The 12,090-nt window shown below is 66.9% G+C and carries 9 protein-coding genes; 5 read left to right on the top strand and 4 right to left on the bottom strand.

Annotation, left to right across the window (positions count from 1 at the left end):
- Positions 1–26: 26 nt before the first annotated feature.
- From metC to FHS94_RS05210, 3 genes are all read right to left on the bottom strand, one after another.
- Complete coding sequence (gene metC, locus FHS94_RS05200) at positions 27–1,244, bottom strand: cystathionine beta-lyase (protein WP_184055406.1); 1,218 nt, start codon at positions 1,242–1,244, stop codon at positions 27–29.
- Positions 1,245–1,291: 47 nt separating this feature from the next.
- Positions 1,292–2,143 (bottom strand): 3-mercaptopyruvate sulfurtransferase, encoded by an 852-nt coding sequence (gene sseA, locus FHS94_RS05205; RefSeq protein ID WP_184055408.1) that lies wholly within the window; start codon positions 2,141–2,143, stop codon positions 1,292–1,294.
- A gap of 63 nt (positions 2,144–2,206) precedes the next feature.
- Positions 2,207–3,751, bottom strand: a complete 1,545-nt coding sequence (locus FHS94_RS05210) for a cryptochrome/photolyase family protein (RefSeq protein WP_184055410.1) — start codon at positions 3,749–3,751, stop codon at positions 2,207–2,209.
- A 101-nt stretch (positions 3,752–3,852) separates the two neighbouring features.
- Here FHS94_RS05210 and queF point away from each other — a divergent pair, with 101 nt between their 5' ends.
- From queF to FHS94_RS05225, 3 genes are all read left to right on the top strand, one after another.
- Positions 3,853–4,299 (top strand): preQ(1) synthase, encoded by a 447-nt coding sequence (gene queF / locus FHS94_RS05215; protein ID WP_184055412.1) that lies wholly within the window; start codon positions 3,853–3,855, stop codon positions 4,297–4,299.
- A gap of 125 nt (positions 4,300–4,424) precedes the next feature.
- Positions 4,425–6,692 carry a glycosyltransferase family 4 protein gene (locus FHS94_RS05220; protein WP_184055414.1) on the top strand — a complete coding sequence of 756 codons (2,268 nt, stop codon included), beginning with the start codon at positions 4,425–4,427 and terminating at the stop codon, positions 6,690–6,692.
- Positions 6,693–6,740: 48 nt separating this feature from the next.
- Positions 6,741–8,024, top strand: coding sequence for a glycoside hydrolase family 130 protein (locus FHS94_RS05225; RefSeq protein WP_184055416.1), 1,284 nt, complete (start codon positions 6,741–6,743; stop codon positions 8,022–8,024).
- 315 nt (positions 8,025–8,339) lie between these two features.
- On the opposite strand, the gene FHS94_RS05230 is transcribed toward FHS94_RS05225, so the two are convergent.
- Positions 8,340–10,295, bottom strand: a complete 1,956-nt coding sequence (locus FHS94_RS05230; RefSeq protein ID WP_184055925.1) for an OPT family oligopeptide transporter — start codon at positions 10,293–10,295, stop codon at positions 8,340–8,342.
- A gap of 247 nt (positions 10,296–10,542) precedes the next feature.
- Between FHS94_RS05230 and FHS94_RS05235 the strand changes: the two genes are divergently transcribed.
- On the top strand, positions 10,543–10,689 hold the full coding sequence (locus FHS94_RS05235) for a lmo0937 family membrane protein (RefSeq protein WP_184055418.1): 147 nt from the start codon (positions 10,543–10,545) through the stop codon (positions 10,687–10,689).
- A 110-nt stretch (positions 10,690–10,799) separates the two neighbouring features.
- On the top strand, positions 10,800–12,086 hold the full coding sequence (locus FHS94_RS05240; protein WP_184055420.1) for a homoserine dehydrogenase: 1,287 nt from the start codon (positions 10,800–10,802) through the stop codon (positions 12,084–12,086).
- Positions 12,087–12,090 lie beyond the last annotated feature (4 nt).

The raw sequence follows: 12,090 nt of genomic DNA on the forward strand, positions 1-12,090 counted from the left end.
GCGGCTGCAGGCCGCCCTCCACCTCGTCAGGAAAGGCTTTCCCGGTATCGGGAAAGCCCCGCGTCCAGGTCGGCGATCAGGTCGTCCGGGTCCTCCAGTCCAATCTGCAACCGGATCATCGGGCCCGCATCCTCGCGGCGCGTCGCCGTGCGATAGCGGGCGGGGTCGATCGGCAGGGCCAGGCTTTCGAAGCCGCCCCAGCTATAGCCGATCCCGAAATGGCGCAGCCCGTCGATCAACGCGGCGCGGGCCGGCTCCCAACGTGACCGATCCTCGTCTCCCTCCAGCACCACCCCGAACAGCCCGGATGCGCCCAGGAAGTCGCGGCGGAACAGGTCGTGGCCCGGGCAGGATGGCAGCGCCGGGTGCAGCACCCGCGCGACGCCCGGCTGCTCGGCGAACCATTGCGCGATCCGGAGCGCGCTCTCGCCATGCTGGCGCAGACGGAGGGCGAGCGTCCGCAACCCGCGGCTGCCGAGCCATGCATCGTCCGGGCTGATCACCTGGCCCAGCTGGAAACTTGTTTCCTGCAATCGGGCGAAATGGCCGGGTCCCGCCGTCACCGATCCCATCATCACGTCCGAATGGCCGACGATATACTTGGTCGCGGCCAGGATGGTGAGGTCCACGCCATGCCTGATGGCCGGGAACAGCAGGGGTGTCGCCCAGGTATTGTCGAGCAGCGTCACGACACCGCGCGCCTTGGCCGCCGCGACGATGGCGGGCACGTCCTGTACCTCGAACGTCAGGCTGCCTGGACTTTCCATCATGATCGCCCGCGTGCGCTCGCCGATCAGCTCGGCGATGCCCGCACCGATGGTTGGGTCGTAAAAGCGCGTGGTGATGCCAAAGCGCTTCAGCAGCGTGTTCGCCAGGTTGCGGGTCGGGTCATAGGCGCTGTCGACGCACAAAAGCTCATCGCCAGGTGCCAGGACCGACATCAGCGCCGCCGCGATCGCGGCCACGCCCGACGGGTACAGGAACGTCCCCTCCGCCCCGGGCTCCAGCTCTGTCAGGGCGTCGGCAAGCGACCATTGCGTGGGCGTGCCGCGGCGACCGTAGAACAGGCGGTGGTGGGTGTCCCGTCCCCCCGCCGCGCGCAGGTCCGCAACCGTGTCGTACAGGATGGTGGACGCGCGCCAGACCGGCGGGTTGACGATCCCGCCGGTCCATTCGGGGCGGCGCCCGGCCTGCGCGACGAGCGTGGCGGGGCGGCGTGGCGGCTGGTCGGGGTCATGGGCCATGACGCCCGCTTAGCGCACGACCGCCCGCGCGCCAGCCCCCGACAGCGTCAGGCGGAGGTGGTCGCCTTTGGCGTGTCCGGCCGCGATCCCCATTCTGACCAGCTGCCGTCATACACCGCCGCAGGTTGCCCGATCAGGTGCGCCGCCACCGCAAGCGTGCTGGCGGTGATCCCCGACCCACAGGTCAGGGCCAAGGGGCGGTCGGGCCTGACTCCCGCCTGGCTGAACGCCGCGCGCAGCTCGTCTGCTGTCTTGAAGGTGCCGTCGGGCCTGAACAGCTGCGGATAGGGCAGGTTGACCGAACCCGGGATGTGCCCGGCCGCCGTATCGGGCCGCGGATCGGCCTCTACGCCGCTGAACCGCGACGCGGATCGCGCATCGACGATCTGTTCGGCGCCGGTCGTGACCAGGTTACGCATCTGCCCCAGCGAGCGCAGGACGCTCGGGTCGAAACGCACGGTCAGGTGGGTCGGCTCGGGCTTCGCTTCGGTGCCGCTGCGGACCGGCCGGCCCTCTCGCTGCCACTTGGCCAGACCGCCGTCCAGGATGCTCACCCGCGTGACCCCGAACACTCGGCACATCCACCAGGCCCGCGAACCGGTGCGATGCGGCGCCTGATCATAGATGACGATATGCGTGTCGTCGCCGACGCCAAGCCCGCCCAGCCGCGCCGCAAACGCGTCGGCGCTGGGCAGCATCATGGGCAGGTTGCTGGCCGTGTCGCGCAACGAGGCAAGGTCGAGGAATTGCGCGCCGGCAATGTGCGCGGCGGCACATTCGGCCGCGGCATCGCGCGGCGGCTCACCCGGAAAGTTCGGATGGTATGTCGCATCCAGGATGCGGATGTCGCTCGCACCCATGTGCGCGGCGAGCCACTCAGTCGAAACCAGCGTGTCCATCCGCCAATCCTAACGGCTGCGTTGCGGTGGGGAAGGGCTGTCGTGACCACGGCTCGGGGCCCCTCAGTACCCGTCAGCCCCGCTCGCATCCAGGTTGGCCAGGAACACCGCCGCTTGCCCCCGTGTAGCGGCCCGGGCTTCCGCCGATTGCTTGTCCCAGGTCCGGTACGGCATGGCGAGCCGGCGATTGGGCCGCAGCTTCTCCTCATGCCGGGCGAGAAAGTCCCAGTAGAGCGCGTTGAACGGGCACGCCTCCTCGCCGACCCGCTTTGTCACGTCATAGCGGCAATGGCCGCAGTAATCCGACATGCGGTTGATGTACGCTCCCGACGACACGTACGGCTTGGACCCGAGCAGGCCGCCGTCGCCGAACTGGCTCATTCCCAACGTGTTGGGCAATTCCACCCATTCATATGCGTCGAGATAGCATTCCAGGTACCACAGGTGCACCTGCTTCGGGTCCGCACCGATCAGCAGCGCGAAGTTGCCGGTCACCATCAAGCGCTGGATGTGATGCGCGTGTGCCGTAGCCAGCGTCTGCCCGAGCGCCTGCGCCATGCAGTGCATGTCGGTGTCGCCCGTCCAGTACCAGCCGGGCAGCGCACGGGTGTGGCCGAAATAGTTGCGGTCCACATAGTCTGGCCCCTCGCGCCAGTAGATGCCGCGCATGTACTCGCGCCATCCCAGGATCTGGCGAACATAGCCCTCCACCGAATTGAGCGGCGCACGACCCGCGCGATACTCCGCCTCCGCACGACGGCACAGGTCCAGCGGATCGAGCAGGCCCGAGTTGAGGTAAGGCGAAAGGATCGAGTGCCACAGAAAGCGCTCCCCCGTCAGCATCGCGTCCTCATAGTCGCCGAACCGGGGCAGCGCATTGGCCATGAAGCTGGCGGCCTGCCGCTCCGCGTCCGCCGCCGTCACCGCATAATCGAACCCGTCCAGCCCGCCCGGATTATTGCCAAAGCGGCTTTGGACCAGCGCGATAACCTCCTGCGTGATCGCGTCGGGTGCGAAGGAAAGCGGGCGCGGCATCAACAGGTCGCGTTGGGCGGGCTTGCGATTCTCCTTGTCGAAGTTCCAGCGGGCGCCCGTGGGCTTGCCGCCGTCCATCAGCAGCCCGGTCTTTGCGCGCATCTCCCGATAGAAATATTCCATGGTCAGCTCGCTGCGGCGGCTGGCCCAGGTCTCGAACTCGGCATGGGTGGCAATGAAGCGGGTGTCGGTCCGGATCTCGACGGGCAGGCCGAACAGCGTTTCCCAACTGTCGATCATGGCCACCACGCGCCATTCGCCAGCTTCGGTCACGACGATGCGGTCGGGCGCGTGGCGTGCGATCGCGCGCGCCATCTCGCCTGTGAAGCTGCCTTGGTTGTCCGGGTCGTCCAGCCGGACATAGTCGACCCGCCACCCGGCCTGCTCCAGCGCCTGCGCATGGTGCCGCATCGCGGACAGGATATAGGCGAGCTTGGTCTTGTGATGGCGGACATAGGCGGTCTCGTCCGCCACCTCCATCATCAGCAACACCGTGTCCGACTGGTCCGCCCCGGTCAGCGAGGACAAGGTTGGCGACAGCTGGTCACCGAGCACGGGGATAAGCGTGGTCATGCCCGCGTCATAGCCGACCCGTACGGCCCTGTCCGGATGAAGGCGCGCCGCGGGTCGATCGACGGTGGCACGCGCGGCGTGGGCGCCCTACATGGCGGCGCATGACCCCCATGCATCTCGGACAGACCAGCTCGCTTCCCGCCACGCCGGAAGAGGCCGTGCTGGATTATGTGCCCAACCCGCGCACGGGCCGAACCTATCTGGTCCGGTTTGCCGTGCCGGAATTCACGTCATTGTGTCCGGTCACCGGCCAGCCCGACTTCGCTCATCTCGTCATCGACTATGTGCCGGGCGACACCATTGTCGAATCCAAGTCGCTGAAGCTGTTCCTTGGCTCCTTCCGCAACCACTGCGCCTTTCACGAGGATTGCACGGTGGGGATCGGGGAGCGCTTGGTCACGGAAATGGCGCCTGTGTGGCTGCGCATCGGGGGGTACTGGTACCCGCGGGGTGGCATTCCGATCGACGTCTTCTGGCAGTCCGGCCCGCCGCCATCGTCCCTGTGGCTGCCCGACCAGGGGGTGCAATCCTATCGCGGCCGCGGTTGAGCGCAGATTCTGAACCGATCGTCAGATTCTTTGCTGCACTGCGGCGGATTTTGAAACTTAATCCTAAGCAAGTCGTTGGATGAATTGGCTGCCCATGGGCGCAGTGATCCACATCAGAGGGTTCGATGGCGAAGGTGCTGGGGCACGAAATCAATCATCTCGCGCTTATCGGTAACTTCTTGCCGCGAAAGTGCGGGATCGCGACCTTCACCACCGACGTCTATTCCGCACTGCGCCAGCGTTTCCCAGAAATGTCGGTCGACGTGTGGGCGATGGACGACAAGCCCGGCCGCTACTCCTACCCGGCCGACGTAACCGGCTCGATCGACCAGCACGACCTGTCTGCCTATCTGGAAACTGCCCGCAAGATCGAGGCGAGCGGCGCGCAGGCGATCTGGGTCCAGCACGAATACGGCATTTTTGGCGGATCGGCTGGTGACCACCTGCTGGCGCTGCTCGACCGCAGCTCGCTGCCCGTCATCGTCACCCTGCATACCATCCTCGAACGGCCCAATCCCGATGAGCGCCGCGTGATGGAAGCGCTGCTGCGCCGTGCCGACCGCGTGATCGTGATGGCCGAGCGCGGGCGTGAGATCCTGCGCCGCGTCTACGGCGCCAACACCCGCCAGATCGTCAACATCCCGCACGGTGTTCCCGACCGTCCGCTGGTCGATCCCGATTCGATGAAGGACCGTTTCGGCTGGCAGGGCCGGGAAGTCGTGCTGACGTTCGGGCTGCTTGCGCCCAACAAGGGCATCGAGACGCTGATCGAGGCGCTGCCAGCGATCGCGTCGCGGCACCCGTCGCTGCTGTACGTGGTGCTCGGCGCCACCCACCCGCACCTGGTCGAGCATGAGGGCGAGGCCTATCGTGACCGTCTGAAGGCGCAGGCAGAGCGGCTGGGCGTCGGCAACAACATCGCGTTCATCGACGAGTTCGTCGAATATGACGCGCTGATCGACTATCTGCAGGCGGCGGACATCTACGCTACGCCCTACAACAACCCCGCCCAGATCACGAGCGGAACGCTCAGCTACGCGGTCGGCGTCGGCAAGGCGGTTGTTTCCACACCTTATGTCCATGCGACCGAAATCCTGGCCGACGGCCATGGTGTGCTGGTCGACTTCGGCGACAGCAGCGCTTTCGCGCGTGAGATCGACCGCCTGCTGTCCAGCGGCCGCGACCGCCGCCGACTGCAGGAGCGCGCTTATGCCCGCGGCCGCACGATGATCTGGCCGCGCCTGGCCGAAGCGGCGATGGTGGAGATCGAGGCCATTGTCGACGCGCGTCCGCGTCGCCTTCCCAACGCGACCAAACCCACCCGCCTGTTGCCGCCCGACTTCTCCGCCGTTGAGCGGATGAGCGATTCGACCGGCATGTACCAGCATGCGATCTTCTCGATCCCCGATCGCCGCCACGGCTATTGCATCGACGACAATGCCCGCGCGCTGATGCTGGTGTCGGCGATGGACAAGCTTGATCCGACGCTGCGCGACAAATGGATGACGACCTACGCGTCGTTCGTCCAATATGCGTGGAACCCGGACGAGCGCCGTTATCGCAACTTCATGCGCTTCGATCGTAGCTGGTGCGAGGATGTCGGGTCTGAGGACTCGAACGGCCGCACCTTGTGGGCGCTGGGTGTGACCGCGCGCGATGCCGTCGACAAGAAGCATCGCGACTGGGCGCGCATGTTCTTTGACGCGACCGCCTCGATCGGACTTGAGCTCCAGTCCCTGCGCGCGCAGTCGTTCGCCATGCTTGGCGCCGCCGCCATGCTGGAGGCGAGCCCCGGCCACACCCTGTCGCGCCAGATCCTGGAGCGCTTCCCCGACCAGCACCTTCGCCTGATGGAAGAAGCGCGTCGTCCCGAGTGGCGCTGGTTCGAAATCGTGCTGGCCTATGACAATGCGCGCCTGCCACAGGCGCTGATCGTCGCGGGCCAGGCGCTGGGCCGCGAGGATTACGTCCGGGTCGGGCTGGATACGCTGGACTGGATCATTGAAAAGCAGACCAGCCCCGAAGGTCGCTTCCGCGCCGTCGGCCACGAAAGCTTCGGTCGTCCCTATGCGGAGCCGCTGCCCTTCGACCAGCAACCGCTGGAGGCTCAGGCGACCGTTGAAGCCTGTGCCGCTGCCTTTCATGCGACCGGTGACACGCGCTGGATCGCGGAGGCGGAGCGGGCCTATGGCTGGTTCCTGGGTGCCAACGACCTCAACCTGCCGCTCGCGACGGCGGCTGACGGTGGGTGCTTTGACGGACTGACTCCTACCGGCTTGAACCGCAATCAGGGCGCTGAGTCGATTTTGGCCCTTCAACTTGCAAGCTGTGCGATTTCAGGGCTTTCAAAGGCGACGCAAGGCGTGGCAGGAGCGCCGCGGGCGGTCGCTTAATTATTCGCGACAAGACCCTTAGACGGTAACAAGGGTCTTCAGTTCGCGATGGATCTGTTCAACCACCGCCTCCGGCTGCACGCCGATCCCTCGCGGGTCGTCGTGCGCCCGTTTCATATTGCCAGCACGTCCAACGGCGTGGTGCCCAGCCGTGTTGAACGGTTGGTCGGCGAAGTCCTGGAAATGACGATCGAGGAGGCTCGCGACGAGCTGGAGATCGTGCTCAAGGATTTCGAGGCGCGTCATTGGCAGACCCGGCGCGTGTTCATGACGCGCTATGCGGAGATCGAGGAACAGCTCCAGCTCGACGGCAGCCAGATCAGCGATGAAAGGCGGCAGCTGATCGGCGCCTATTTCTGCCACGAATACAGCTACGCCGCCGCCGCGCTGATGAACCCCAGCGCGGTGCCGCATTTCGACCAGTCCGGTATGTCCGAAGGGTCGATGCGTATCCTGATGTCGATGCGGTCCGTGGGTGAAGGGCACATCAGCTCCGTCGCCTTCCGCGAAGGCATCATCACCGACGATCATCAGCTGAAGCTCGCGCCAGAGCCGCCCTTTGCGACGTCCGCCGACATCCACAACCGTCCCGATGACGGGGTGGTTGATGGGCCGGTCACCGTGCACCGTCACCGCGATTCCACCTTGTCGGGGACGGTGATCTTCCCGATCACGATCGCCCAGTCAAAGGGGCTGGAAGACCTGCGCATCGTGCATTTCACGCACGACAATGGCCAGCAGGAATGGATCGGCACGTACACCGCCTATAACGGGTCGGTGATCCAGTCGGAGCTGATGCGCACCCGCGATTTCCGCGCGTTCGACCTGGTGCCGATGACCGGCCCTGCCGCGCGCAACAAGGGCATGGCCCTGTTCCCGCGCAAGGTCGGCGGCCAGTACATGATGATCGGCCGGCAGGATGGCGAGAACCTGTTCCTGCTCAAATCCGACACGCTGGAACATTGGGACGAGGGCGAGCGGATCCTGACGCCCGTGTTCCCGTGGGAGCTGGTCCAGATCGGCAATTGCGGGCCGCCCATCGAGCTGGACGAGGGCTGGCTGTTGCTGACCCACGGCGTCGGCGCGATGCGGAAATACTCGATCGGCGCCGCGCTGCTCGACAAGAACGACCCGTCCAAGGTGCTCGGCCGCACCCGTGAACCGATCCTCGCCGCCAAGGATCAGGATCGTGAGGGCTATGTGCCCAACGTTGTTTACTCCTGCGGGGCGATCAGGCACGGCAACGCCCTTTTCCTTCCCTATGGCATCGCGGACAGCTCGATCGGCTTCGCCTTTGTCGGCATCGACGATCTGCTGCGCGCCATGGCCTGAGCGCCCGCGTGGTCCGGGGCGGCGGATTGCATCCCCGACCCGCTGCCGATCAGTGCTGCTGCTTTGCCAGAGAGCGTTCGGTCACGCTCGGTACCATGTCGAGCGCCGCCTTGGCCGACGCGTGTTCCTCTTCGACCGACGTCTCGATCCACGACATGTAATTTGTTGAAGTCCGCCGCCTTCGCGATCACGCGAGTGAGGTATAGCGGGCGATCATCTCGCCCTGGAAAGCGCAACCGGCTGACCCGCCAGCCACGTCGCGAAACGCCCCTGCGTCAGCAAACAGCAGCACAGGAAACCAAGCGCGCTTTTCGCTCACGACAGGCGAACGTCGCGGCGGGTGCGCGAGTAAAGCCACCCCACCAGCGCCGCGAACAGGATCGTGCCGCCGATCAGCGCAGGCGTTTCGAACGATGCGCCGACAAGCGCCAGCGGGGCGTCGTTGCCGGCGAGATAGACGATCAGCGCGAACAGCACGCCCCACAGGCTTTCACCCACGATCATGCCCGTCGCCATCAGCACGCCCATCCGCCGCGCCGTTTCCGGCTCACGCTGGCGGTCGGCCCAGCCCTCATACCAATGACCCAGCACCGCGCCGATCACGACGGGCAGCGTCACCGCCATGGGCAGGTATATGCCGAGCCCGATGCCGAGCGGGGGCAGGCGCAAGCGGCCTGCACGGCCCAGCAGCTCGTCCACGACCACCACGCCGACGCCGACCAATGCGCCGATCCCGATCACCGACCAGTTGAGATCACCGCCAAGCACGCCCTTGGCCAATGCAGAGATCAGCGCGGCCTGGGGCGCGGCGAGCGCGTTAGGACCGGCGCCGGGCATCCCCGCAAAGCCGAAGGATGTCGCCATCAGGTCCAGCACCGGCGGTACCACCAGCGACCCGAACACCACCCCGAGCAGCAGCGCGACTTGCTGTTTCCACGGCGTCGCCCCAACCAGCTGGCCTGTCTTCAGGTCCTGGAGATTGTCGTTGGAGATCGTCGCGACGCCGAACACCACGCCGGTGACGATCAGGGCATAAGCGACCAGCGCCTGGGTCGTCTCCGGCGGCGTGCCGCGGCCGAACAGCCCGACCAGCATCAGGCTGGCGGCGAGGACGGACAGGATGCCGATGCCCGACACGGGGCTGTTCGACGCGCCGATCAGCCCCGCCATATAGCCGCACACCGCCGCGATCACGAGCCCCAGCACCGCCACGAACAACAGCGCGCCGGCGATCAGCGGTATCGCGGACCCGGCAAGCGGCCCCCCGGCGATGCTGCTCCACAACAGCCAGGCGATGGGGATCAGGATCAGCAGCGAACCACCGACGACGATGCCGAACGACAGGTCGCGCTCCTCGATGGCAACCACTTCATCCCGGCCCCGCGCCCGCGACGCGGCGAGCGAGCTGCGGATGCCGCCGATCACCGGGCCGGCGATGCGCACCAGCGTCCACACCGCCGCGACACCGATCACGCCCGCGCCGAGGAAACGGACGTCGTTGCGGAACACGGTGCCGACCCAATCGGCAACGCCGGTCGGCAGCGGATTGCCCGCGGTCAGCATCGGCAGCGCCACGCCATAACCGATGACGATGCCCGCCAGCATCGCCATGCCGACTGACAGGCCAACCAGGTGCCCGACCCCGACCAGCGCAAAGCTGAGCCCGGTCGATACGGTGGACGCGCCCGATCCGACGCGGAAAAACGTCGTTGCTTCCGCCACGGCGAGCCGGGTCTGCGTCAGGATGGCGAACGCGGCCGAGGCGAGCGAGTTGAGCGCAATGATCCGGAGGCCGCGCGCGCTTTCCTCCTCGCCCTCCCGGCTTCCCGCGCCGACCTTCAACACTTCGGCCGCCGCGTGTCCCTCGGGATAAGGCAGGTCGGTATCAACGACGAGCGCGCGGCGAAGCGGGACGGAGAACATGACGCCCAGCAGGCCGCCCGTGGCGGTAATGCCGGCCGTCAGGAAATAGGGAAAGCCGTTCCACCAGCCGATCATGACTAGGCCGGGCAGAACAAAGATGATCGCCGCCAGCGTGCCCGCGGCAGAGGCTACCGTCTGGACGATATTGTTCTCCAGGATGGTCGCGCCCGGCAGATAGCGCAGGATCGCCATGGAGATCACCGCCGCGGGGATCGACGTCGCAAAGGTCAGCCCGACCTTCAGTCCCAGATACACATTGGCGGCCGTGAACAGCAGCGTGATCGCCGCGCCCAGCAGCACACCGCGAATCGTCAGCTCGGCGGGCGAGGATGTCTTTGTGGCGCTCATGCCCGAACGGTCCGCCGGTTGCTGCAGGGCGCCCAACCGCCCGCCTCCGCTCGGCCTCCAGCGCTTGGCGGAACGGCAGGCGAGGGGACGGTGGCTCGGATCATGCGATGCACCCTGCCAGAGCGGATCGGTGTAGGACAGCATTTCATGCGCGCTGATTTGGGCCGTCGCTTGGCGGCAGGAACGATCCCGCCCGGTGCCGGTTTTCCTGTTCACAGGCGATGACCTGCGGTGAGGAGATGATGGCATGTTGTGGACGATCGTCGTTATCCTGGTGATCCTGTGGCTGCTCGGCTTCTCGCTCCATGTCGGTGCCGGCCTGATCCATCTGCTGCTGGTGGTTGCGGTGGTGATTGGCCTGATCCAGCTCTTCTCGGGCCGCCGCCGCATCTGACGCGCTCCGGCGCCTCCTCACGCCAATCGCATGTGGGCGACGCGCCCAAACGCGCCTCGACAGGGGCGCCCCCGTTCCGCTAGCCCCCACCCCCAAGCGGAGGGCAGGACATGGCAGACGCGTTGCGGGTGGCATTGGCGGGGTTGGGCACGGTTGGCGCGGGGGTCGTGCGCGTGCTCGATGCCAATCGCGATCTGATCGCACGGCGGGCGGGTCGCCCGATCGAGGTCGTCGCGGTATCCGCGCGCGACCGGCACAAGGACCGCGGCATCGACCTCAATCGCTTCGATTGGGTCGATGACACCGGGGCGTTGGCCCATGCCGATGCCGATGTGGTGGTGGAGCTGATCGGCGGCTCGGACGGCCCGGCACTGGCGCTGGCCCGTGCGACGCTGGCGGCCGGCAAGGGCTTTGTCACCGCCAACAAGGCGATGCTGGCGCATCACGGCTATGAGCTGGCGCAGGCGGCGGAGGCGGCGGGCGCACCGCTGAAATTCGAAGCGGCGGTCGCGGGCGGCATCCCGGTCATCAAGGGGCTGCGCGAGGGCGCGGCCGCGAACGCAATCGCCCGCGTCTATGGCGTGCTGAATGGCACCTGCAATTTCATCCTGTCGACCATGGAGGCCGAAGGCCGCGACTTTGCGGAGGTGCTGGCAGAGGCGCAGGCGCTGGGCTTTGCGGAAGCGGACCCGTCCTTTGACATCGACGGCGTGGACGCGGCGCACAAGCTGTCGATCCTTGCCGCTATCGCCTTTGGCTCGCGACCGGCGTTCGACGCAGTCGAGGCACATGGGATTCGCGGCGTGCTGGCCGCCGACATCGCGGAGGCGGCGGCGCTGGGCTATCGCGTGCGCCTGTTGGGCGTGGCGGAGGCGGGGGCGTCCGGGCTATTCCAGCGGGTGCACCCGCATCTCGTACCGGTCAGCCACCCGCTGGCGCACGTCACCGGATCAACCAACGCCGTCGTGGCGGAGGGCAACTTCGTGGGGCGGCTGCTGTTCCAGGGCGCGGGCGCCGGGGAGGGGCCAACGGCGAGCGCCGTCGTCGCCGACCTGATCGATATCGCGCGGCGGGAGTTCGGCCCGCCCTTCGCCATGCCCGCCGCTTCACTCGAGACGCCCGAGCCGGCCGATGGCGGTTCGCGTCGGGGCCGCGCCTATGTCCGCTTCAGCGTGGTCGACAAGGTTGGCGTGCTGGCGGAGATCGCGGCGGCGATGCGCGACGCCGGCGTGTCGATCGAAAGCCTGATCCAGCGCGGCGCGGCGGTGGACGGCAGTGTGCTGGTCGCGATCGTGACGCATGAAGGCCCCGAGCGCTCGGTCGCACAGGCGCTGGAGCGGCTGCGCGGCTCGCAAAGCCTGACCGGCGAGCCATTGTGGATGCACATCCTGGGCTGAGGCC

Source organism: Sphingomonas aerophila, from assembly GCF_014199305.1.
Classification (GTDB): domain Bacteria; phylum Pseudomonadota; class Alphaproteobacteria; order Sphingomonadales; family Sphingomonadaceae; genus Sphingomonas; species Sphingomonas aerophila.